We start from the raw sequence: 23,589 nt of genomic DNA, 5'->3' as shown, positions 1-23,589 counted from the left end.
TCCCCAGGTACTTGATGCCTCTAAAGGGCCGTCCGAGACCAGGACGTTGATAGGCAGGGTGTGGAAGCGCTGTGAGGCGTGCAGCTAACCTGTACTAATGACCCGTGTGGCTTAACCATACAACACCCAAGAAGTGTGAGAGACTTGCGGTCTCGAGAACAAAACAGATTCATCAAAACAGCTTTTTTCCGAATTCAAGTTTTATGCCTGGCGGCCATAGCGTTGTGGAACCACCTGACTCCATGCCGAACTCAGTAGTGAAACGCAACCGCGCCGATGATAGTGTGGCAGCTGCCATGTGAAAGTAGGTCACTGCCAGGCACCCAATAAGAAAAAGCCCTTCACTGATGTGAAGGGCTTTTTTCGTTTCTGTATTTTGTGTTTGCAGGCCCCGTTTTATACGGGGCGTATGCATTTATTGCCCGGTTAAACCGGGCCTACAAAACCTCATTATTCAGCAGCAGCTTCAGCTCAACGATACCGTCTTCCAGCTGCATTCTGGTGTTAAAGCCCAGCTTGCGGGCCAGCATCACCATGCCCCGATTCGATGGCATTGTGATACCGCTCAGGCTGTTGAGACCGCGCTGCCGGGCATAACGAATGATCTTCTCCATCAGCATACGGCCCAGTCCCACACCCTTGAGATCCGAGCGTACCAGCACAGCAAACTCGGCATCGTTATTGTCAGGATCAGAAACTGCCCGTACTACACCAAGAATGCTGCCATTACTGGCCACGGCTACAAAGGCCATTTCCCGGTCATAATCTATCTGAGTCATATGAGCCAGTTCTTCATGGCCGATCACCACATCGGCAAAGAAGCGTTTATATCTGTCTTCATCAGTAACATGGCTGACAAAATCCTGATGGGCTGGCTCATCTTCGGGGAGTATGGGCCTTAGAGTGACCGGAGTGCCATCTTTAAGCACAGTACGCTCTTCCCACTCTCTGGGGTAAGGCCGGATAGCAAGCCGGGTCTGGCCATCTCCTTCAAAGGGAGTGAGCTTCATGCTTACATCCAGTGCAATCAGTTCGCTACCGGTGGCCAGCAGCGGATGAATATCGAGGCTGACAATCTCCGGGTGGTTGATAATCAGATGAGATACCTGAGTCAGCACCCGACATACCGCCATCATATCCATGGGGTGCTGAGAGCGGTTTGCACGCACCTTGCCGCTTTTAAGCGCATTAATAACCAGATAGCGGGCCAGGGTCATGTTTAAGGGGGGTAATGCCACTGCGGCCTGCTCTTCTCCTTCCAGATCCACACCGCCGTCACCCAGCAGAATGACCGGACCAAACACGGGATCTGAGCGAACCGCTATATGCAGCTCCTGAGAGCCTGCCCGGCGCGCCATGCGCTGTACCATCAGGCCGTGTATACGAGCACTGGGGTATGCCTGCCGCACCCGGTCGAGCAGTGCATCGGCAGCCTGAGCCACCTCTGCGGCCGAACGCAGGTTGAGCACTACGCCCGACACTTCCGATTTATGCACAATATCGGGAGATCGCAGCTTGATCGCCACAGGATAACCAATTTGTTCGGCAATATGGGCTGCTTCGGTGCCGTCAGTGGCAATCCAGGTCGGCAAAACGTCAATGCCATAAGCGGCCATCAGCCGGCTCACTTCATGAGTATCGAGCTGGTTCAGTCCTTCTTCAAAAGCCTGACCAATGAGCTTGCGGACTGTGTCGCCATCACTGGGCATGTCTGAAATGGACTCGGGGGTTTCCATCAGCTGTTTTTGGTTACGTCGATATTCCACCATATGCATAAAAGCACCGGCAGCGCTTTCCGGCGTGCGATAGGTGGGAATGCCGGCTTCGGTAAAGCAACGGCGGGCTTCAAAAGCGCTGGTTTCACCGGACCAGTTGGTCAGAATATTAAAACGTTTGGCTCTGGGATGAGAGCGCAGTACTTCAATCAGCTCTTTGGCTACTTTTGTGCTGTTTACCGCAGCCGAGGGCGCGTGCATGATCAGAATGGCATCAAAATCGTCACTATCGAGCAATACCCGAAGGCTGGCCACATAGCGCTCTACTGGTGCATCACCGACGATGTCGATGGGGTTGGTGCGAGACCAGGATGGCGGCAATACGTTGTCCAGTGCCGCACGTGTTGTGTCGGTCAGGCTGGCCAGCTTGCCGCCCCGGGCCAGTAGGGTGTCGATGGCATTGATGGCCGGACCACCGCCGTTGGTGAGAATAACCAGCCGCTCGCCCCGCAGACTGTGTGAATGGTTCAGGGTTTCTACCGCGGCAAACAAGTCGTGAGTGTCGCGCACTCTCAGCATGCCGGCCCGGCGAATGGCGGCATCGTAGGCTGAGTCCATGCCCACATGGCCGCCGGTATGAATATGACCCAACTGAGCGCCAATACGGGTTTTGCCGCTTTTGACCACCAGCACAGCCTTGTTGCGGGACGCGGCACGGGCTGCAGACATAAAGGCACGGGCATCCTGCACGGCATCCATATACAGCAAAATGGAATTAGTGTGCCGGTCCCGGGACAGGTAATCGAGCAACTGAGCAAAGTCGATATCGCAGGCATCACCCAGGGAGATAAAATGAGAGAAGCCGATATCGTTATGCCGTGCCCAGTCCAGAATCGTCGCACACACCGCAGAAGATTGTGAAACAAAGGCAATTCGCCCTTTTTTGGCCGGAAAAGGGGCAAAACTCACATTTAACCCCAGATGCGGCAGTATTACTCCCATGCTGTTAGGGCCTAACAGACGCATACGGTGCTGGCGGGCGCTGGCTTTCATTTGCTCCAGCTGCTCATTAGTAGTGCCGGCAGCAAGAATAATGGCGGCTTTACAGCCCTTTTGTCCCAGTTGTTCGATAATCTCTGTATTTTTCTCTGCCGGTGTGCAGATAATGGCCAGATCAGGAACGCGCGGCAGACTGGCGATATTCGGATAAGCCATCACTCCGGCCACGGCCTCGTATTTGGGGTTAACCGGCATAACGGGGCCGCTGAAATTGCCGGCCAGCAGGTTTTTCATTACCAGTTTGCCGGCACCGTCGTCCCGGTGGGAAGCTCCGATAACGGCAATACTGGCAGGCCTGAACAGGGCATCGAGTCCTTGCTGGGGCATAGCGTCTCCTCAAAAGGGATATGTGGCACCAAACTAATATTTGAATCATATTATCAGCCTGTTATCCATTTTGTGTTGACCATGAACAAACGCCACCGGAGACTGTGATGGAAGTCTGGTTACTGTTTATTCCCGCCTGTCTTGCCCTGAATCTGACCCCCGGGCCGGATATCTTTTTTATCCTTTCTCAGGCCCTGGGTGGCCATCGTCGCGCCGGCATGCTGGCGGCGCTCGGGCTTGGGATCTCTTATCTTGGCCATACTTTGCTGGCAGTGGTGGGATTATCGGCGCTGGTGTTGCAGTCGGCTACCGCCTTTACCCTGATCAAGTATGCCGGTGCGGCTTATCTGTTCTATCTGGGCTGGAGCAGCCTGCGTCATGCCAGCAGGCTGGCGTTACCTGCCGCTGCTAATGAGCAAAGCAGCTGGCGTATTTTCAGGCAAGGGCTGACCGTGGGCCTGCTTAACCCCAAAGTAGCGCTGTTTTTCCTCGCGTTTCTGCCCCAGTTCGTCACTTTTGACGGTGGTTCGGTGCCGTTACAGTTGCTGCAACTGGGGCTGGTGTTTACTCTCACCGCCACTCTGTGCAACGGCGGCTACGGTTTGCTGGGGCAGCGGCTGCAGCGCAGCCTGGCAGGCCGGGAGCGTTTTTCCGTTTATCTGGGCCGGATCTCGGGAATACTGATGATGGTACTGGGTGCCCGGCTGGCACTAAGTCGCTGATTCAGCCAAACAGCCGCTCGCGGAACATGAAGAACACGGCACCCAGCAGGCAGAGCCCGGCCCAGACAAAGTCCATACGAAAGGGCTCTTTCAGGTAGAGTATGGAAAAGGGCACGAATACCGACAGGGTGATCACCTCCTGCAGGATCTTGAGCTGACCCACATTGACCACCTGAGCGCCAATGCGGTTGGCCGGCACCTGCAGCAGGTATTCGAACAGGGCGATACCCCAGCTGACCAGGGCGGCCCAGATCCAGGAGCTGTGCTGCATATTTTTCAGATGCCCGTACCAGGCAAACGTCATGAAAATGTTGCTGAGGATCAGCAGACTGATGGTAATGGCCAGTGGCGGCATAAGGACTCTCCGTGAACAGGGCCGGCGAATTATTATACCGGGCTGATTCTGGCGCAAGCCGTAACCGGGCTATTTATTACTGCCTCTTAACTTGCCTGGCACCTCGGAGGTAAACTAGCTGCAGACACTGTAGCAAAGGATTACCTATGTCATTTCCGACCATTGAGGATTATGTCGGCAACACGCCGCTGGTGCGCCTGCAGCGTATGACCAATCACACCAACAGTTGTGTGCTGGTCAAGCTGGAAGGCAATAACCCGGCTGGCTCGGTAAAAGACAGACCGGCCCTGAACATGATTCAGCAGGCCGAGCTGCGCGGTATCATCAAGCCTGGCGATACCCTGATTGAAGCCACCAGCGGCAACACCGGCATCGCCCTGGCCATGGCTGCCGCCATCAAGGGCTACAAAATGGTGCTGATCATGCCCGACAACTCCACCGAAGAGCGCAAGGCCTCCATGCGCGCCTATGGTGCCGAGCTTATTCTGGTGAGCCAGGCAGAAGGCATGGAAGGCGCCCGGGATCTGGCGGAACAAATGGCCGCCGAAGGCAAGGGCGTGATCCTTGACCAGTTCAACAACCCGGACAACCCGCAAGCCCACCTGCTCTCCACCGGCCCCGAGATCTGGCAACAAACCGACGGCCGTATTACCCACTTTGTTTCCAGCATGGGCACCACCGGCACCATCATGGGCGTGTCCCAATACCTCAAGGCGCAGAACCCGGAGGTGCAGATTGTGGGCCTGCAGCCCTGCGAAGGCAGCCATATTCCGGGAATTCGGCGCTGGCCCGAGGCCTATCTGCCAGGCATCTTTGACAAAAGCCGGGTGGATTCGGTGCTGGATATCAGCGAAGAAGAAGCTAAGGCTACCATGCTGCGCCTGGCACGAGAGGAAGGCATTTTCTGCGGCGTCAGCTCCGGCGGTGCCGTGGCCGGCGCGCTGAAACTGGCGGAGCAAGTGGATAACGCCGTGATTGTGGCTATTGTCTGCGATCGGGGCGACCGCTACCTGTCATCGGGTGTGTTTAACGGATAAAAACCGGGATTGGTGATCAGGGACCGGGGATTAGAAAACGTCTCTGCCAGTCCCCAGTCACGAATCCCTAATCCCTCTTTTGATCCTTTCAGGCCGATAACGCCAGCTTGCTTTCGCTGAGCTGGCGGTCACCGGCGTAGAGGCGGCCTTGCTGGCCACCCAGATACAGAGTCTGGCCCCGCGCCACATTACTCAGCTGATGCTGGGGCAGTTCGGCTTCCAGCAGCGGGCCCGGCCAGCCGGCGGGCTCGAGCTCCAGGTGCACCAGGGCACCGCGAGGGTTAACGTCGGTGACCCGCACCGGCAGTGGATGGCTGCTGCTTGCCTCGGCCTGCAGGCCTATCTCGTGGGGGCGAAGATACCAGCTGGCAGCGCCGTTATGCTGCGTCGCCGCCGGCAGTGCCAGGCCATGTTCGCCCACGCGAAAACGGCCATCCGCCAGCTCGCCGTCGATTTTGGCCACCTCGCCCAGAAACTCCAGCACAAAGCGGCTGGCGGGCTGCTGCCAGACGGTGTTGGGGCTGCCAATCTGCTCAATGCGGCCCTGGCTCATCACCACCACCTGATCCGACACATCCAGCGCCTCTTCCTGATCGTGAGTCACGAATACACTGGTAAAGTGCAGATCGTCGTGCAGCCGGCGCAGCCAGCGGCGCAGATCCTTGCGCACCTGCGCATCCAGGGCACCAAAGGGCTCGTCCAGCAGCAGCACCCGTGGCTCCACCGCCAGCGCCCGGGCCAGCGCCACCCGCTGGCGCTGGCCACCGGACAGCTGGGACGGAAAGCGGTCGGCCAGGTGCGACAGCTGGATCATTTCCAGCAGCTTGCCCACCCGGATTTTGATCTCGGCGGCGGACGGACGCTCTTTCTTTGGTTTAATGGTCAGACCAAAGGCGATGTTGTCGAACACCGTCATATGGCGGAACAGGGCGTAATGCTGAAACACAAAGCCTACCTTGCGATCCCGGGCGTGCAGCCCGGTCACTTCGGTGCCGCTGAAGTGAATGCGGCCGGCATTGGCCTGCTCCAGCCCGGCAATAATGCGCAGCAGCGTAGTCTTGCCCGAGCCCGACGGCCCCAGCAGACCCACCAGCTGACCGCTGGGCAGATCCAGATTGATATCGTGCAGTACTCGGGTCTTGCCAAAGGACTTTTGAATGCCGTCAATGCGAATGCTCATGCCGGTTACTCCTGTTCACTGGCGTTGTGCAGACGCCACTCGAGATAAGATTTAATCATCAGGGTGACCACTGCCATCAGCGTCAGCAGGGCGGCGGCGGTAAAGGCACCCACGGCGTTATAGTCCTGATGCAGCAGCTCCACATGCAGGGGCAGGGTATTGGTTTCACCGCGAATGCCGCCGGACACCACAGACACGGCCCCAAATTCGCCCACCGCCCGGGCATTGGTGAGGATCACGCCATAAAGCAGCGCCCAGCGAATATTGGGCAGAGTGACCTTACGGAACAGCTGCCAGCCGCTGGCACCCAGCAGCACGGCGGCCTCTTCCGAGTCGGTGCCCTGGCTGCTCATCAGCGGCACCAGCTCGCGCACCACAAAGGGGCAGGTTACGAACACCGTCACCATCACAATGCCGGGCCAGGCAAACATCAGCTGCATATCGTGGCTGTCGAGCCAGCCGCCCACCGGGCCGTTTACGCCGTACATCAGCAGATAAAGCAGGCCGGCCACCACAGGTGACACCGCAAAGGGCACGTCCATCAGGGTCAGCAGCAGCTGACGGCCGGGAAAGCGAAAGCGGGTGACCAGCCAGGCCAGCAGGGTGCCAAACACCAGGTTGATGGGCACGGTAATGGCCGCCACCATCAGGGTCAGGCCAATGGCGTGCAGCATGTCGGGCTCAGCCAGGTTGTCAATCACACCACCCACACCGGCGGCCAGCGCGCCGGCAAAGATGGCAATCATCGGCACCACCAGCAACAGCAGGGTCAGTACCACGCCGGTGCCAATCAGCAGCCAGCGGCCCCAGGGGCGGGAAGCCCTGAGCGTGAGCGTCTGTTCCATCAGGCGTTACCTCGAATGCGGCGCATAAAGCGGCTTTGCAGAGTGTTGATGGTAAACAGCAGCACAAACGAGGCCAGCAGCACCAGGCTGGCAATGGCGCTGGCGGCGGCATAGTCGAACTCCTGCAGCCGAATAAAGATCATCAGCGAAGTGATTTCGGTCTGCCAGGGCATGTTGCCGGCAATAAAGATGACGGCGCCAAACTCCCCCAGACTGCGGGTAAATGACAGCGCAGTGCCGGTAAACAGCGCCGGCCGCAGCTCGGGCAGCACCACGCGAGTAAAGGCCTGCCAGGGGCTGGCCCCCAGGGTGGCGGCGGCTTCTTCATATTCCGGGCCCAGGTCTTCCAGCACCGGCTGCACGGTGCGCACCACAAAGGGCACGCTGGTAAACACCATGGCCACCACTATGCCCACCCAGGTGTAGGACACCTTGATACCCAGCTCTGCCAGCCAGGCACCGTACCAGCCATTGGTGGCAAACAGCGAGGCCAGGGTCAGGCCTGCCACCGCCGTGGGCAGAGCAAAGGGCAGGTCCATCAGGCCGTCGAGCAGGGCCCGGCCGGGAAAACGGTAGCGGGTGAGGATCCAGGCCATCAGCAGGCCAAAGGCCATGTTGAACAGGCTGGCCACGGCGGCGGCGCTGAGGGTCACCTTGTAGGTAGCCACCACCCGCGGGTCTGTCACCACCTGCCAATATTGCTCCCAGCCCATCTGGCTGGTGTTCATCACTAGCCCGGTGAGCGGCAGCAATATGATCAGGCTGACGAACAGCAGGCTGGTGCCCAGGCTCAGGGTAAAGCCCGGCAGCACCCGCCTGGAAGCACCCAGCAACGCCGCCATGGCTTAGCGGGCCTCGGCTTGCAGCTGATCCAGGCTGCCGCCGTTAGCAAAGTGATCCTGCATGGCCTGCTCCCAGCCACCAAAGATCTCTTCCACGGTAAACAGCTCGGTGGCCGGGAACTGATCGGCCACTTCGGCGGCCACTTCTTCGTTATGCACCCGGTAGTTGTAGCTGGCCAGAATGCGCTGGGCCTCTGGGGTGTAGAGGAACTCCAGATAGGCTTTGGCGGCGCCGGCGGTGTCGTTACGCTCCACGTTGCGGTCAATCCAGGTCACCGGAAACTCGGCCAGCACATCCACCGGCGGTACCACCCGCTCAAAGGCCTGATCCGGGTACTGGGCGATAATGTTGTTCACTTCCGATTCAAAGGTGATCAGCACATCACCAATGCCCCGATCCACAAAGGTGGTGGTGGCACCGCGACCGCCGGTGTCGAACACGGCAACCTGTTTCACCAGCTTGCCCATGTGCTCGCGAATCTTGGCGTCGTTGCCATCAAAGGCCTTGTGAGCGGCACCCCAGGCGGCCAGATAGGTATAACGGCCATTGCCGGAGGTTTTCGGGTTGGGGAACACCAGTTGCACGTCTTCCCGGGTCAGGTCATCCCAGTCTGCGATCTGCTTGGGGTTATCCTTGCGCACCAGAAACGCCATGGTGGAGTAGTAAGGAGAGCTGTCGTTGGGCAGGCGGGCCTTCCAGTCTTCGGGGATCAGCTTGCCCTTCTGGTGCAGCACGTCCACGTCTGTGGTCTGGTTATAGGTCACCACATCGGCGCGCAGGCCCTGCAAAATGGCCTGGGCCTGGCGGGACGAGCCGGCGTGAGACTGTTTGATCTCCAGGGTCTCACCGGTTTGCTCCTGCCAGTGTTTTACGAACACCGGGTTGATTTCAGCAAACAGCTCGCGGGCGATGTCATAGCTGCTGTTCAGCAGCTCCTTGGCCTGCAGCGGCAGGGCGGTAGCACTGATGCCGGCAGCAAATAGCACGGAAGCCAGAAGGGATTTGCGCATGATTCAACTCCAAACAAAAATGAAGAAACTGTAATCGATTCTAATATGCGCAAAAGATATTTAAACCATCTTTGATAGTTTCTTTTGGAATATATAAGCAAGGGTGGATATAAGGGACAAAAAAGGCCTGCATGTGCAGGCCTTTTCAGTATCAGAATTCCGCTCAGGAAGCGGGTTTTTCCTGCTTCTCCGGTACCAGCGGAATAGCCGGTTTGGCGATCAGCGAGCGGGTGTCCTCGATAGCCTCGGTCAGGATCACCTGAATGCGCTGGCCCAGCTCGTATACCGGCTGCTTGTCGAGATAGACGCGGCCGTCGTCCCAGCTGCATTCCAGCCGATCCCGGTTGGGCAGGATCAGGGAGGACGGCATAAACACCACGGCACCGTTTTCCTGCAGGCGCAGCTTCACGCCGCCGCGGCCGATGTCGATAATCTCGGCATCAAACACATGGCCGCCAGCCACCGCCGGCTGCAGATAGCGCACATACAGCCAGTCGGCAATGTCGCGCTCGGCACGGCGGTGCATGCGGCGTTGCTCCGAGAGGTGCACGGCCAGCTCGGCGTTGGGCGCGTGAGCATCGTGGGCCTTCTCGGCCAGAATGGCCTTGATCAGCCGGTGGTTGATGATGTCGCCGTATTTACGAATGGGCGAGGTCCAGGTGGCGTAGGCGTCCAGACCCAGGCCGTAGTGCTCACCCGGAGCCGTACTCATGGCGGCGTAAGACTGGAAGCGGCGCACCCGGTTGTCCAGATAGCTGGTGTCGCGGCTATCCAGCCAGCGGCGCAGCTCACAGAAACCTTCCAGGGTGGTGATTCTGTCGAGGTCTACCGGTGCATCATGCTCTTTCAGCAGTTCCTGCAGCTGGGCCAGTTTTTCTTCATCAAAGCCGGCGTGCACGTTGAATACACCGGTGCCGCAGTGTTTGGTCAGCCAGTTGCCGCAGGCCAGGTTGGCGGCAATCATCGACTCTTCCACCATCAGGTTGGCAATGCGGCGGTGATCGGCGTGAATGGCCACCACGTTGCTGGCATCGTCCAGTTCAAAACGGAAGTCGGGGCGGTCCGGGAACACAATGGCGTGAGTGCTGCGCCAGTTGTTGCGGGCCAGGGTCATGGTGTTCAGCTCGCGCAACTGCTCGGCAATCACTTCGCTTTCGGGCTGCCAGTCGCCGGTGCCTTCAATCCAGTCGGAGACCTTGTTATAGGCCAGGCGGGCGTGGGAGCGAATGCGGGCGGCAAAAAAGTCGGCGTTGTCGGCCACTTTGCCGTCGGCGTTAATATGAATGCGGGCGCAAAGGGCGTGGCGATCTTCGCCTTCCTTCAGGGAGCACAGCTCGTCGGCCAGGGTGCGCGGCAGCATGGGAATGTTGCGGCCCGGCAAATACACGGTAAAGGCGCGCTCGGCGGCTACTTTGTCCATGTCGCTGTCGTGGGCTACATAAGCGGTGGGATCGGCAATGGCCACCAGCAACTCCCAGCCGCCGTCATCCAGCTTTTTCACGCTCAAAGCGTCGTCCATATCCTGAGTGGACTCGCTGTCGATGGTGAAAAAGGGCACTTCGGTCAGGTTCTGGCGGGGCAGAGTGTCGTCCAGCAGCTCCCACTGTTCCCGGTCCTGAGGGGCCTGGTTGGCCAGGCTATTGCGGGCCAGCACCACCCACCAGGGGGCAATGGGGTCTTCCACGCCGGCAATCACTTCCACCACATCAGCAAAAAAGCCATTGTCTTTCAGGGCGTGACGCTTGAGATCCGCCAGCACCCAGTCGCCATCTTTCAGGTCCTTGTCGTTCATCCCCTTGATGGTGCGAGCCTTGATGGCGTCTTTCATCAGCGGGTGATCGGGCACAATATTGAGCCGGTCACGGAACCACTTCACCCGGGCCACAAAGCGGGTCAGGCCGGGCTCGATCAGGGTCTCGGGCTCCACCATCTCCTTGTCGTTCTCGGTGCGCAGCACGGCGGTAATGTGATCGCCATGCATCACCTTTTTCATGTGAGGGGGCGGAATGAAATAGCTTTCCTTGTCACTGACTTCGAGAAAGCCGAAGCCCTTGGAGGTGCCTTTGACCATGCCTTCCTTGGTGGGAAGGGTGTCGCGGATTTGTTGCTTGAGCTGAGCCAGCAGGGGATTGTCTTGAAACATGTGTTTGGGAACCTGTCGAAATATCGGCCTGACTATACGGATTTACCCGCATAATGCCAAGAAAACCTTGCCTTTTGCACCAATTTGGTGCGCATTTTATGGCGGTTTTATAAACAGTCCGGGCCGTAAATCAGGGTGAGGTTTTGCGCCTGCGGCTGCCCTTCCGTATTCACGCCGTTGTGCAGCAAATAACGCAGGCCGTCGACCTGAGCCGGGCTGTCCGGTGTCAGCTCCCCCGCCAGTTGTGCAATATGCTGATTGGCCAGGCCGCTTTCCAGATTGCCCGCCAGCATCACCTGCAGCCCTTGCGCTAGTGCCGTATTGGCCCATTGCCGGCACAGAGGCGGCTCGCCCAGCAGGGAGGGGCGCAGTACCAGTGCTTTCAGCCCTTCAAACACCGCCGGGAGTTTACCGCCACAGCGATCAGCACTGATGGCCACCGGCCAGCCATGTCGTTGGGCAAGCGTCTGAGTGTCGGCCGCGCTGGCACCGGGGTCCAGCAGCCAGTCGGTAGCGCGGCCACCGGTATGTCGCCACAGTTCAGCCAGCTGTACTTCGCTGAGCCGGCCGCCGGCATCCAGCACCAGCCTGAGGCCGGGCACCAGAATGGACAGCTCGCGCACCAGGCCGGCGTCAAGCTGCACATCGCCGGTCAGGGTCAGCCAGGCTTGAACAGGGTGCTCCCTGCGGCAGCGCCAGGCACGAATAATGGCTTCGCGCTCGCCTTCCAGCAGCGGCAGGCTGGGAGCGGGTGCTGCTGTGAGTGGCGTGAGCGCGCAACCCAGTCCAAAGCGCACCCAGGGTGAGGTGGCTGTATGCTCAAGGCCTTGTTCCAGCCGCGCGCAGGCGGTCAGCAGTTCGGTTTCTGTTGCTGCTATATCGGCGGTGACCGGGGGTGCCACCTCGCCCCAGTGACCGTTAATACATATATACAAGCCACGGCGGCGGCGCACGGCAACGCCGTCGATCACTTTTTCTTTGGTCAGCGGCAGGGCATAACGATATACGGAAACAGACATAAACAGGCGCTCTCATACTTATTTTCACATAAAGGTAACATGCCGACACAGTAAGCAACAGCGGTGTTTATTGAGTATCATGGAGCGCTTTATATAAGCGGAATTGTGTTTGTGATGCCCCTGAACATCTGGCTGCTGGCCATTCGGCCCAAAACCCTGCCGCTGGCGGTGGCTTCCATTGTGTTGGGAGCCGCCAGTGCCGGCACTGTAAATGTTGGTGTGCTGGCCCTGGCCCTGCTCACGGCCTTGTTACTGCAGATTCTGTCGAATCTGGCCAACGATTACGGTGACGGTCTGCGTGGCACAGATGGCCATGAGCGCACCGGCCCGGTACGAGTGCTGGCCTCGGGGCAAGTGTCGGTGGCTCAGCTGCGCCGGGCCATAGTAGTGGTGATTTTACTGGCTCTGACAAGCGGACTGGCGCTGCTGACCCTGGCGTTGGGTCACGACCTTGCCGCCTGGCTGGGCTTTTTGCTGCTGGGGGCATTATCTGTGCTGGCGGCGCTGGGCTACACCCTGGGCCGGCGGCCCTATGGTTATTCCGGGCTGGGCGATGCGGCAGTATTTGTGTTCTTTGGTCCGGTGGCGGTGCTGGGCACTGGCTGGCTGATGCGGCCGGAGCTTGCCGCTGCCGGCAGCTGGGCGGCGCTGGTGGCAGGCTTGCTGTCGATGGCGGTGCTCAATATCAACAATATTCGTGACCTGGCGGGTGATGCTCAGGCGGGCAAACACACGCTTGCTTTACGGCTGGGGCTGCCCCGGGCACGGGCCTGGCAGGCCGGGCTGCTGGCGTTGGCGGTGCTGGCAGCCGAACGGCTGATGACCGGCTGGGGGTATCTGGCGCTGCTGGGGCTGTGGCCGCTTGCCCAAGGGCTGAAGCTGGTGCTGACCCGGGAAGGCACCGAGCTGAACCGGGCACTGGCGCTCACTGCCAAAGGTACCCTGATTCTGACCGTGGGTCTGGCATTGGGGCTGGTAACGTCCTGAGTGGTTTATGCAAAAAAGTAACGGCCCGGTGCCATTTTGGCTGTTGCCTGGCAATGAATCATCTTTGCTTTTGTGAACTCGGTCTGGTTATACTGCGACCATCTTGTCGGAGTGCCCTCATGGGGCTGAGACCGCGAAAGCGGGATCCGTTGAACCTGATCAGGCTAATACCTGCGAAGGGAAGCAAGTAAAGAACCCGCCACCGGATGTAGGCAGTTCTTTATCAACACTCCCGACAAGCATTTCACCAAATGGACGCAAAAGTGAGATTGCTATGTCAACAAAAGTAAACCGTCGTGAAGTTCGCAGCCAGGCCCAGGAATATATTCACAACCTGAAGGGCGAACCCTTTCCGAATTCCTCCCGCATTTATCTCGACGGCTCACGCCCCGACATAAAAGTCGCCATGCGCGAAATCGCCCTGGCCGACAGCTACAAGGGCGGCACTGAAGAAAACCCGATTTTCGAGCCCAACGATCCGGTACCGGTATACGATACCTCAGGTGCCTATGGTGATCCCGAGTCTGAAATTGATGTGCGCAAGGGTCTGCACCAGCTGCGCCGGGACTGGATTCTGGAGCGTAACGACACCGTAGAGCTGGAAAGCGTCACCTCCGAGTTTACTCAGCAGCGCATGGCCGACGATGGCCTGGATCACCTGCGCTTTGAGCACCTGCCCAAGCCGCGCAAGGCCAAGGCCGGTCAGTGCGTGACCCAGATGCACTACGCCCGCAAAGGCATTATCACTCCCGAGATGGAATACATCGCCATTCGCGAAAACATGGGCCGTGAGCGGGTGCGGGACGAACTGCTGCTCAGGCAGCACAAGGGCGAGAGCTTTGGTGCCAATCTGCCGGAAAACATCACCCCAGAATTTGTGCGCAAGGAAGTGGCCGAAGGCCGCGCCATCATTCCCGCCAACATCAACCACCCGGAAGCCGAGCCCATGATCATCGGCCGCAACTTCCTGGTGAAGATCAACGCCAACATCGGCAACTCGGCAGTGACCTCTTCCATTGAAGAAGAAGTGGAAAAACTGGTGTGGTCCACCCGCTGGGGTGCCGACACCGTCATGGATCTGTCCACCGGCCGCTACATTCACGAAACCCGTGAGTGGATTTTGCGCAACAGCCCGGTTCCCATCGGCACCGTGCCCATCTACCAGGCCCTGGAAAAAGTGAACGGCGTGGCCGAAGACCTGAACTGGGAAGTGTTCCGCGACACTCTGATCGAGCAGGCCGAGCAGGGCGTGGACTACTTCACCATTCACGCCGGCGTGCTGCTGCGCTATGTGCCCATGACCGCCAAGCGGGTGACCGGCATTGTGTCCCGCGGTGGCTCCATCATGGCCAAGTGGTGCCTCACTCACCACAAGGAAAGCTTCCTCTACGAGAACTTCCGTGAAATCTGTGAAATCTGTGCCGCTTACGATGTGTCCCTGTCACTGGGTGACGGCATGCGTCCGGGCTCGGTGGCCGATGCCAACGACGAGGCTCAGTTCGCCGAACTGCATACGCTGGGTGAGCTGACCAAGATCGCCTGGGAATACGACGTGCAGGTGATCATTGAAGGCCCGGGTCACATTCCCATGCACATGATCAAGCGCAACATGGAAGAGCAACTCGAGCACTGCCACGAAGCGCCTTTCTATACCCTTGGCCCGCTGACCACCGACATCGCCCCGGGTTACGACCACTTCACCTCTGGTATCGGTGCGGCGCTGATCGGCTGGTACGGCTGTGCCATGCTCTGTTACGTTACTCCCAAGGAGCACTTGGGGCTGCCCAACAAGGAAGACGTGAAGCAGGGTCTGATCACCTACAAGATCGCCGCCCATGCCGCCGATCTGGCCAAGGGCCACCCGGGCGCGCAAATTCGTGACAACGCCATGTCCAAGGCGCGTTTCGAGTTTCGCTGGCACGATCAGTTCAACCTGGCGCTGGATCCGGAAACCGCCCGGGAATATCACGACGAAACCCTGCCTCAGGAATCGGGCAAGGTGGCGCACTTCTGCTCCATGTGCGGACCCAAGTTCTGCTCCATGAAGATCACTCAGGACGTGCGCGACTACGCCGCCAGCCTGGAAAACAACATAGCAGTGCAGCTGGTGGGTATGGACGGCCAGCCTGAAATCGTACAGGCCGGCATGGCGAAAATGTCGGAAGAATTCAAGAAACGCGGCGGTGAGCTCTATCACCAGGCCGATAAACTGGAGCAAGAAACTCTATGACCAAACCCATCGTCTGGACCATAGCCGGTTCCGACTCGGGTGGCGGAGCCGGCATTCAGGCCGATCTGCACACCATTCATGCACTGGGCGGCCACGGCTGCTCAGTCATCTCCGCCATTACCGCTCAGAACTCGGTGTCGGTATCCATGGTGGAGCCGGTATTGATGCAGGCCTTTACCAGCCAGCTGGTTTCTCTGTCTACCGATATGCAGGCCGCCGCCATCAAGGTGGGCCTGCTGCCGGGCGGACTGCGCGCCGAGGTGCTGGCGCGCTACCTCAAGGAATATCGCCGCCAGTGGCAGCCTTATGTGGTGCTGGATCCGGTGGCCATTGCCAGCACCGGTCAGTCCATGGCAGAAGCCAACCTGCTGCCGGCCATCAAGGCTGATCTGCTGCCGGAAGTGGACCTGATCACCCCCAACGCCGTTGAGCTGGAAGCCTTGTCGGGCATAACGCCCGACTCACCTCAGGCACTGCGTGCCGGTGCTGCCGCCCTGCGGGAAATGGGCGTAGGTGCTGTGCTGGTCAAGGGCGGCCATCTCGGCTGGACCGGCGACCAGTCCATCGACTTCTACAGTGACGGCGAGCGGGAAATCTGGCTGGCCAGCCCGCGCCTCGACACGCAGCACGGTCATGGCACCGGCTGTACCTTGTCCTCCGCCATTGCCACCGCCATGGCGCTGGATTATCCCATCGAGGATGCTCTGGTATTGGCCAAGGCCTACGTTAATCAGGGCCTGAAAGCCGCCGAAGGCATTGGTGCCGGTGCCGGTCCGGTGGCCCATCTGGGCTGGCCCACCAATCTGGATGACTTTCCTGCCGTGGTCATGCCCGGCAGCCCGCTGGCCGGGCAGCTGGGTATTGAAGGTCCGCACCCGAATGGCGCTTTTGCCGCCATGGACACCAACAAGCTCGGTCTGTACCCGGTGGTGACCACGGTTGCCTGGCTGGAGCGACTGCTGGAGCAGGGGGTTCGCACCCTGCAACTGCGCATCAAGGACAAGACCGATGCCGAGGTGGAAGCCGATATCAAGGCCGCGGTGGAGCTGGGCAAGCGTTATAACGCCCGGTTGTTTATCAACGATTACTGGCGGCTGGCCATTCAGCATGGTGCCTATGGTGTGCATCTGGGTCAGGAAGACATTGAAGTGGCGGATCTGGAAGCCATTCGGGTTGCCGGCCTCAAGCTGGGGCTGTCTACCCACGGCTATTACGAGATGCTGCGGGCCCGGGAGCTGCAGCCGTCTTATCTGGCGCTGGGGCATATTTTCCCTACCCGCACCAAAGACATGCCGTCCCGCCCGCAGGGCCTGGAGCGGCTTCATCGCTATGTGGCACTGATGCAGGACGAGTTCCCGCTGGTGGCCATTGGTGGCATCAGCAAGGACAGAGTGCCGCTGGTGGCGGAAACCGGCGTCGGCAGCATTGCACTGGTCACCGCCATTACCGAGGCGGCGGATCCGGATGCAGCCACGCAGGAACTGCTGCACATGGTGGAGGGCTAATCATGCTCAGCGATAGCGAATTCATGCGATACAGCCGGCATCTGCTGCTGGAAGAGGTGGGCGAGGAAGGTCAGCTCAGGCTGAAAAACGCCTCCGTGCTCATTGTGGGCCTGGGCGGGCTGGGCTCGCCGGCCTCTCAATATCTGGCGGCAGCCGGTGTGGGCACCCTCTGGCTGGCCGACTTCGATCAGATTGAGGTCAGCAACCTGCAGCGCCAGACCCTGTATGACGTCGACAGCCTGAAAATGGCCAAGGCCGAAGTGGCCCGGGAAAAGCTGCAAAAGCTCAACCCCGAGGTCGAGCTGGTGGCGGTGAATCAGAAAATGGACGAGCACAGTCTGGCCGGCTTTGTGGCCGAGGCAGACCTGGTGCTGGACTGCACCGACAACATGACGGTGCGCCAGGCTCTGAACGCCGCCTGCTACGCCGAGGGCAAGCCCCTGCTGGTGGGCGCGGCCATTCGCTTTGAAGGCCAGTTGCTGGCGCTGGATCCGTCCCGCGAGCATGGATGCTATCGCTGCCTGTATGGCCCTGAAATGGAAGAACGGCTGACCTGCAGCAACGCCGGTGTGATTGGCCCCGTGGTGGGCACCATCGGTTTGTTGCAGGCACTGGAAGCCATCAAGTATTTAGCCGGCACCGGCACTGTGCCCTGGGGTGAGCTCAAGCTGTTTGATGCCAAGGCCCACCGCTGGCACAGCCTTCGAGTGCCCAAGGACCCGGCCTGCCCGGTATGTGGAATCAAGGGGAGTGAGAACTGATGCACATAATTCTGAACGACGAACAACACCCGCTGACCGAGGGGACCACCCTGGCGCAGCTGCTGACCGAACTGGAGCAGGACAAACCCGGTGTGGCGGTGGCACTCAACCGTGAAGTGGTGGCACGCAGCCAGTGGGCGGAGCGTCAGCTTGCACCCAACGACAACATTACCCTGTTCCACGCCATTGCCGGAGGCTGATATGAGTCTGAAAATCGCCGATAAAACCTTTGAATCCCGTTTGTTTACCGGCACCGGCAAATATGCCAACGGCAAGCAGATGCAGCAGTCACTCACGGCCTCCGGCTCGCAGCTGGTGACCATGGCGCTGAAGCGTCTGGATCTGAAAAACCGTACCGATGACATTTTGCCGCCGCTGCTGGAAATGGGGGTGAACCTGCTGCCCAACACCTCCGGTGCCAAAGACGCAGACGAAGCCCTGTTCGCCGCCCGTCTGGCCCGGGAGGCCCTGGGCACCCACTGGCTCAAGCTGGAAATTCACCCGGATCCCAAGTACCTGCTGCCCGATCCCATTGAAACCCTCAAGGCTGCCGAGCAGCTGGTGAAGGAAGGTTTTGTGGTGCTGCCCTATTGCGGTGCTGATCCTGTGCTGTGCAAGCGGCTGGAAGAAGTGGGCTGTGCCGCCGTCATGCCGCTGGGTGCGCCCATTGGCTCCAACAAGGGTCTGGTCACTCACGACTTCCTCGAAATCATCATTGAGCAGAGCACTGTGCCTGTGGTGGTGGATGCGGGCATAGGTGCCCCCAGCCACGCTGCCTACGCCATGGAGCTGGGTGCCGACGCCGTGCTGGTGAACACCGCCATTGCCGTGGCCGGTGACCCGGTTGCCATGGGCGATGCCTTCCGCCGAGCGGTGATTGCCGGTCGCATGGGCTATGAAGCCGGTCTGGCCGGGCAAAGCCGGCAGGCTCAGGCGTCCAGTCCGCTGACGTCCTTCCTGGAGACCTTATGAGTTTCTTCGATGTCTGGTCATCCATGGACTGGGATGACATCAAAATGACCATCTACAGCAAGCGCGCCGCCGATGTGGAGCGGGCGCTGGCCAAGCCGAAGCGGGATTTGAACGACTTTATGGCGCTGATCTCGCCGGCGGCGGAGCCCTATCTAGAGCAAATGGCGCAGCAGTCTTATCAGCTGACCCGGCAGCGCTTTGGCAACACAGTGGGTTTTTACATTCCCCTGTATCTGTCCAACCTGTGCGCCAACGACTGCACCTATTGCGGTTTTTCCATGAGCAACCGGCTCAAGCGCAAAACTCTGAGCGCCGAGGAAATCGAGCAGGAATGCCTGGCGATCAAGGCCATGGGCTTTGATACCGTGTTGCTGGTGACCGGCGAGCACGAGGGCAAGGTGGGTCTGGAGTATTTCAAGCAAATGCTGCCCATCGTCAAGCGCCACTTCAGCTATGTGATGATGGAAGTGCAGCCGCTGTCTCAGGAAGAATACGCCGAGCTGCGCCAGTATGGCCTCGACAGTGTTATGGTGTATCAGGAAACCTACCAGCACCTGACCTACGACGAGCATCATATTCGCGGCAAGAAGAAGGACTTCCGCTGGCGGTTGGAAACCCCGGACCGCCTGGGCAAGGCCGGCATCGATAAAATCGGCCTGGGCGCGCTGTACGGTCTGGAAGACTGGCGTACCGACAGCTTTTACACCGCCTCGCACCTGCGTTACCTGCAGAAGCACTACTGGAAGACCCGCTACTCGGTGTCCTTCCCGCGGCTGCGCCCCTGCACCGGCGGCCTGCAGCCCAAGTCGATCATGACCGACCGTCAGCTGGTGCAGCTGATCTGCGCCTACCGCATGCTCGACGGCGAGCTGGAGCTGAGCCTGTCTACCCGGGAGGCCCAGGAGTTCCGAGACAAGGTGATTCCGCTCGGAGTCACCAGCATCAGCGCCGGCTCCAAAACCCAGCCCGGCGGCTATGTGGACAACGTCAAGGAAGAGCTGGAACAGTTTGAAATTGACGACGACCGCAGCCCCGCCGAAGTGGCCCAGGCCATTGCCGCCACCGGCCTGCAGCCGGTATGGAAGGACTGGGACAACAGCTACTCTGCAAGCCGCTGAAGCTTGAAGCCGTAAGCTGACAGCCAAGCGGCCCGCGGCTTGAAGACGCCGTGGTACGAAGCATCAGTGCGGTTGCACTCCGCCGACACGCTTCGAGCCCATCCATGGGACGCTCGGCACATGCCGTCCATGGCATGTGACGGTCGGCTACGGCAATCCCCACTGCTGCTTCGAGAGTCTATGAGCTGGCTGTCAGCTATTAGCGGCTGCAGGCACAATGCCGTGCCTGCAGCCTTTTTGTTTTACTTACACTTAAAGCTGATCGCTGACAGCTCCTGCAGGGTGAACGACGAACCGGGTCGCCGATGCAAATACAAGCATGGCGGTTGCCATGGGCAAGGTCTAGAATGGTCGTTTTTATCAAACTGCCCGAGGCTGCATGAACAACACACACAGCAAGGTGATCGGCTACATTCTGTGGATCTTCGGGTTCATGGGCGCTCACCGCTTTTACTATGGCCGTCCCGTCAGCGGCACCCTCTACTTCTTTACCCTTGGCCTGTTCTTTATCGGCTGGATTGTGGACTTGTTTCTTATTCCGTCCATGGACCGGGATGCTGATCAGCGCTACGCCACCGGCCCCAAAGACTACAGCCTGACCTGGATACTGATGACCTTTCTCGGCATCTTTGGCCTGCACCGGCTCTATCTGGGTAAGTGGGTCACCGCCATTATCTGGTTCCTCACTGGCGGCCTGTTCCTGATCGGCTATCTCTACGATTACTGCACTCTCAATACCCAGATCGACGAGGTTAACCGCCGTTCACGCCGCTTTGGCTGATTTATTTCAGATTTTATACAAAAGCGCCATCAGGCGCTTTTTTTCTGTCTCAAAAACCTCATAAACTGAGACAGTCGGACCCAAATATAGTAATGTTATCTCAATTGTTTCCTTTTTTGAGATAGCGTCATGATCAAGATACCGCCGCCGTCCAGTGAGCTGTTGCCCGGTGTATTTGAGACCATTTCCTGTCAGCATCCCGAGCGTCTGGCCGATTACATGGCGCTGCACACGCCGGTGGATGCCAAAGGGCGCTATCTGCCTTATGACGAATTTCGCCATCGGGTTCCCAAAGGACTGAATGTGGATTTGTGCTGGGCCATGACCAAGCTGTCGCGCCGGGTTCAGTACCTACAGCTGCTGCCGCTGGGCGAGCGGGGGGAGCTGTGCAATTTCATGCTGACCCCCGCCATTCAGAAGGCCATTTCATGGGCCGATCGCCACGCCACCACAGGAGCGCTGGAGTGGATGAGCAGCAAAATCGGGGAAGAAAATCACTTCGAGTATCTGATCAACGATTTGATCGAGGACGAAGCCATCAGCAGCAGTCAGCTTGAAGGGGCGGCCACCACCACACTGGTGGCCAAAGACATGCTGAAAAGAAAGCGCAAGCCCAGAACGCCGGATGAGAAAATGATCCTGGGTAATTTCAGAATGATGCAGTTTGCCTGGGAGCAAAGACACAAACCGCTGAGCGTGGAGCTGATACTGGCCATGCACAAGACCGGCACCGAAGACATCGACGACGATGAGTACACGCCGGGTGTGTTCAGAACAACCGACGACGTGGCGGTGGTGGATGCCGATGGCAATACGGTGCATGTGCCGCCTTCAGCAAAGGGCATTCGCCGGCGGCTTACAAGGCTGGTGGAGTGGGCCAACGTTAATCATGATGATGCCGACAGTAATGCTTACATTCACCCCATGATCAAGGCTATTTGCCTGCATTTTACCATTGGTTACGAGCATCCGTTCCGGGATGGCAACGGCCGGGTGGCCCGTACCCTGTTTTACTGGCAGCTGTTTAAAAGCGATTATGCGGCGTTTCGTTATATTGCCATCAGTACCCTGCTCAAGGCGGTGCCGGTGAAATACGGCAAGTCTTATCTGTATACCGAAACCGACGACATGGATCTGACCTATTTTGTGGATTACCAGTGTCAGGTGATATTGCGGGCCATTAATGACTTTAAAAAGGCCTATACCAGCACTCTTGAAAGCATTGAACAGTTCAATGCCTGGATCTGGCACTCCGGCCTGTATCGCAAGTTGTCGGAAAAGCAGCGGGTGATCTTTCAGGTGGCCAAAAGTGGCAAGGCCAGAGAATTTACCGCGGCTAATGCCAGAGAAAACCTGGGCTGCTCCTACAATACGGCGTCTGCCGCCCTTAACGGTCTGGTGGAGCTGGGCGTGTTTGGTAAACGAAAGCTGGGCAGAGAATGGGTGTTCTTTATGCTAGAACAGGCAGAAATTCAGCAAAACTGGCAGGGATAAGTCAATGAACAAACAACAAATCATTACCGCACTCAAGGCGGTACGGGAACAAAAACCGCTGGTGCTGAACATTACCAACTATGTGGTGATGAATAACAGCGCCAATGGCCTGCTGGCGCTGGGAGCGTCACCCATTATGGCCCATTCACAAGATGAACTGGAGGAGCTGGTACCGCTGGTGGGGGCCGTGGTGATTAATATCGGCACCCTGGACAGCCACTGGATTGAAAGCATGGAAGCGGCGGTGACGCTGGCCAACCGGCACGGCAAGCCGGTGGTGCTGGATCCGGTGGGCTGTGGTGTCAGCAGCCTGCGCACCCATACCTCGCGCCGGCTGGCGGCGCTGGCAGAGCGGCTGATTATTCGTGGCAATGCCTCAGAAATTATTGCCCTAGCCGGTGCGGCTGCCAACAGCAAGGGGGTGGATGCCATGGATGGCAGCGAAGCAGCAGTAAGCGCCGGGCAGCAACTGGTGCAGCAGTATGGCGCTCATGTGGTGATTTCCGGTGAAACCGACATCATTATCGGTGAAAACCGCGAAGTCAGGCTGAACAACGGCCATGCCATGATGCCCTTTGTTACCGGCATGGGGTGCACTTTGTCGGCACTTACCGGTGCTTTTGCCGCTGTGGGGGAAATGTCTGGTGCGGCGGCCGCGGCGGTAATGGGTGTGGCGGGAGAAATCGCCGCCGCCCGGTCGCCGGGGCCGGGCAGCCTGCAACTCAACCTGCTTGATACCCTCTACCGGCTTGATGCCGAGACCCTGGAAAACCATTTGAGCATTGAGGTGACTACAGCATGAACCCGTATCGTTTATATCTGGTGACGGACGAACAGCTGCCGGTGGAACGCCTGCAGCAGGTGGTGCGCGAGGCGGTGGCCGGTGGCGTAACCCTGGTGCAGGTACGGGAAAAACACGGCGATGTGCGTGCCTTTATTGAGCGGGCCGAAGCGGTGCAGTCAGTGCTTAAAGGCACAGGGATTCCGCTGATTATTAACGACAGGGTGGATGTAGCGCTGGCGGTGAATGCCGATGGGGTGCACCTGGGCCAGTCTGATATGCCGGCGGCTTGTGCCCGGCGTTTGCTGGGGCCGGATAAGCTGCTGGGGCTGTCGGTAGAGACAGAGCAACAATTATTCGAGTCCGAATCATTGCCGATAGACTATCTGGGCCTGAGTGCCATTTTTGCTACGCCCACCAAAACCGATCTCAAAAAGCACTGGGGTATAGACGGACTGCAGCGGGCGCTGGCCGTCAGCGCCCGGCCCATCGTGGCCATTGGGGGTATCCATCAGAATAATTTAGGCATTATTGCTCAAACCGGTGTGCATGGTGTGGCGCTGGTATCAGCCATTTGCAGTGCTTCCTGCCCGCAGACAGCAGCCCGCACATTGCGTGCGATTCTGGAATAAAATACTTTTTCATATAAGCACTTAGCACCCTATTGTTTAGGGTGTTTGTGTATTTTTGCGGCGTTTTTATACA

Annotated in this window: 21 protein-coding genes, 2 rRNA genes and 1 riboswitch; of the genes, 15 read left to right on the top strand and 8 right to left on the bottom strand. The window is 58.8% G+C overall.

Features of this window, described 5'->3' with window-relative positions; genetic code table 11:
- A 23S ribosomal RNA gene (locus tag R0I78_RS13880) occupies nt 1–119 on the top strand; the annotation flags it as partial.
- Nucleotides 120–206: 87 nt separating this feature from the next.
- A 5S ribosomal RNA gene (rrf, locus tag R0I78_RS13875) occupies nt 207–321 on the top strand.
- Between the two features lie 116 nt (nt 322–437).
- Here rrf and R0I78_RS13870 read toward each other — a convergent pair.
- Complete coding sequence (locus tag R0I78_RS13870) at nt 438–3,101, bottom strand: bifunctional acetate--CoA ligase family protein/GNAT family N-acetyltransferase (protein ID WP_317075756.1); 2,664 nt, start codon at nt 3,099–3,101, stop codon at nt 438–440.
- 107 nt (nt 3,102–3,208) lie between these two features.
- On the opposite strand from R0I78_RS13870, the gene R0I78_RS13865 reads away from it, so the two are divergent.
- Nucleotides 3,209–3,823: a LysE family translocator gene (locus tag R0I78_RS13865; protein ID WP_019934625.1), complete on the top strand. Its 615-nt coding sequence runs from the start codon at nt 3,209–3,211 to the stop codon at nt 3,821–3,823.
- 1 nt (nt 3,824) lies between these two features.
- Here the strand turns inward: R0I78_RS13865 and R0I78_RS13860 are convergent, their stop codons facing one another.
- Nucleotides 3,825–4,178, bottom strand: a complete 354-nt coding sequence (locus R0I78_RS13860; RefSeq protein ID WP_317075755.1) for a DMT family protein — start codon at nt 4,176–4,178, stop codon at nt 3,825–3,827.
- Nucleotides 4,179–4,324: 146 nt separating this feature from the next.
- Between R0I78_RS13860 and cysM the strand changes: the two genes are divergently transcribed.
- A complete protein-coding gene (gene cysM, locus R0I78_RS13855; protein ID WP_317075754.1) occupies nt 4,325–5,215 on the top strand; it encodes a cysteine synthase CysM in 891 nt (296 codons plus the stop codon).
- Nucleotides 5,216–5,303: 88 nt separating this feature from the next.
- On the opposite strand, the gene cysA is transcribed toward cysM, so the two are convergent.
- The 6 genes from cysA to R0I78_RS13825 all read right to left on the bottom strand — a co-directional run bounded on the left by cysA (nt 5,304) and on the right by R0I78_RS13825 (nt 12,255).
- The gene (gene cysA, locus R0I78_RS13850; protein ID WP_317075753.1) at nt 5,304–6,395 is read right to left on the bottom strand and encodes a sulfate/thiosulfate ABC transporter ATP-binding protein CysA; all 1,092 of its coding nucleotides are present in this window, start codon (nt 6,393–6,395) and stop codon (nt 5,304–5,306) included.
- 5 nt (nt 6,396–6,400) lie between these two features.
- A complete protein-coding gene (gene cysW, locus R0I78_RS13845) occupies nt 6,401–7,240 on the bottom strand; it encodes a sulfate/thiosulfate ABC transporter permease CysW (RefSeq protein ID WP_317075752.1) in 840 nt (279 codons plus the stop codon).
- Nucleotides 7,240–8,082, bottom strand: a complete 843-nt coding sequence (cysT, locus tag R0I78_RS13840; RefSeq protein WP_317075751.1) for a sulfate/thiosulfate ABC transporter permease CysT — start codon at nt 8,080–8,082, stop codon at nt 7,240–7,242. The genes cysW and cysT overlap by 1 nt, the downstream gene beginning before the upstream one ends.
- A gap of 3 nt (nt 8,083–8,085) precedes the next feature.
- Complete coding sequence (gene cysP / locus R0I78_RS13835; RefSeq protein ID WP_317075750.1) at nt 8,086–9,093, bottom strand: thiosulfate ABC transporter substrate-binding protein CysP; 1,008 nt, start codon at nt 9,091–9,093, stop codon at nt 8,086–8,088.
- 163 nt (nt 9,094–9,256) lie between these two features.
- Nucleotides 9,257–11,236, bottom strand: a complete 1,980-nt coding sequence (locus tag R0I78_RS13830) for an exoribonuclease II (RefSeq protein WP_317075749.1) — start codon at nt 11,234–11,236, stop codon at nt 9,257–9,259.
- 107 nt (nt 11,237–11,343) lie between these two features.
- The gene (locus R0I78_RS13825) at nt 11,344–12,255 is read right to left on the bottom strand and encodes an o-succinylbenzoic acid (OSB) synthetase (RefSeq protein WP_317075748.1); all 912 of its coding nucleotides are present in this window, start codon (nt 12,253–12,255) and stop codon (nt 11,344–11,346) included.
- Between the two features lie 114 nt (nt 12,256–12,369).
- On the opposite strand from R0I78_RS13825, the gene menA reads away from it, so the two are divergent.
- From menA to thiE (R0I78_RS13770), 11 genes are all read left to right on the top strand, one after another.
- Complete coding sequence (gene menA, locus R0I78_RS13820; RefSeq protein WP_317075757.1) at nt 12,370–13,242, top strand: 1,4-dihydroxy-2-naphthoate octaprenyltransferase; 873 nt, start codon at nt 12,370–12,372, stop codon at nt 13,240–13,242.
- A gap of 97 nt (nt 13,243–13,339) precedes the next feature.
- Nucleotides 13,340–13,442, top strand: a riboswitch (TPP riboswitch).
- A 74-nt stretch (nt 13,443–13,516) separates the two neighbouring features.
- The gene (thiC, locus tag R0I78_RS13815) at nt 13,517–15,472 is read left to right on the top strand and encodes a phosphomethylpyrimidine synthase ThiC (protein WP_317075747.1); all 1,956 of its coding nucleotides are present in this window, start codon (nt 13,517–13,519) and stop codon (nt 15,470–15,472) included.
- Nucleotides 15,469–16,977 (top strand): thiamine phosphate synthase, encoded by a 1,509-nt coding sequence (gene thiE / locus R0I78_RS13810; protein WP_019934614.1) that lies wholly within the window; start codon nt 15,469–15,471, stop codon nt 16,975–16,977. Before thiC ends, thiE (R0I78_RS13810) begins: the two co-directional genes overlap by 4 nt.
- Nucleotides 16,978–16,979: 2 nt before the next feature.
- The gene (locus R0I78_RS13805; RefSeq protein ID WP_317075746.1) at nt 16,980–17,738 is read left to right on the top strand and encodes a molybdopterin-synthase adenylyltransferase MoeB; all 759 of its coding nucleotides are present in this window, start codon (nt 16,980–16,982) and stop codon (nt 17,736–17,738) included.
- Entirely contained in the window at nt 17,738–17,938 is a 201-nt protein-coding gene (gene thiS, locus R0I78_RS13800) for a sulfur carrier protein ThiS (RefSeq protein WP_019934612.1), read from the top strand. Before R0I78_RS13805 ends, thiS begins: the two co-directional genes overlap by 1 nt.
- A gap of 1 nt (nt 17,939) precedes the next feature.
- Complete coding sequence (locus R0I78_RS13795) at nt 17,940–18,710, top strand: thiazole synthase (protein WP_317075745.1); 771 nt, start codon at nt 17,940–17,942, stop codon at nt 18,708–18,710.
- Entirely contained in the window at nt 18,707–19,828 is a 1,122-nt protein-coding gene (gene thiH, locus R0I78_RS13790) for a 2-iminoacetate synthase ThiH (RefSeq protein ID WP_317075744.1), read from the top strand. The genes R0I78_RS13795 and thiH overlap by 4 nt, the downstream gene beginning before the upstream one ends.
- Before the next feature lie 379 nt (nt 19,829–20,207).
- Complete coding sequence (locus R0I78_RS13785) at nt 20,208–20,609, top strand: NINE protein (RefSeq protein ID WP_019934609.1); 402 nt, start codon at nt 20,208–20,210, stop codon at nt 20,607–20,609.
- A 129-nt stretch (nt 20,610–20,738) separates the two neighbouring features.
- Nucleotides 20,739–22,103, top strand: a complete 1,365-nt coding sequence (locus R0I78_RS13780; RefSeq protein WP_317075743.1) for a Fic family protein — start codon at nt 20,739–20,741, stop codon at nt 22,101–22,103.
- Between the two features lie 4 nt (nt 22,104–22,107).
- Nucleotides 22,108–22,905 (top strand): hydroxyethylthiazole kinase, encoded by a 798-nt coding sequence (gene thiM, locus R0I78_RS13775; protein WP_317075742.1) that lies wholly within the window; start codon nt 22,108–22,110, stop codon nt 22,903–22,905.
- A complete protein-coding gene (gene thiE, locus R0I78_RS13770) occupies nt 22,902–23,516 on the top strand; it encodes a thiamine phosphate synthase (protein WP_317075741.1) in 615 nt (204 codons plus the stop codon). Before thiM ends, thiE (R0I78_RS13770) begins: the two co-directional genes overlap by 4 nt.
- The last annotated feature ends 73 nt before the right edge of the window (nt 23,517–23,589 follow it).

Origin of the sequence: Oceanimonas sp. CAM02 (assembly GCF_032842915.1) — a bacterium.
GTDB classification, from domain to species: Bacteria; Pseudomonadota; Gammaproteobacteria; order Enterobacterales; family Aeromonadaceae; genus Oceanimonas; species Oceanimonas smirnovii.
This window is presented reverse-complemented; position numbering and strand designations above follow the sequence as displayed.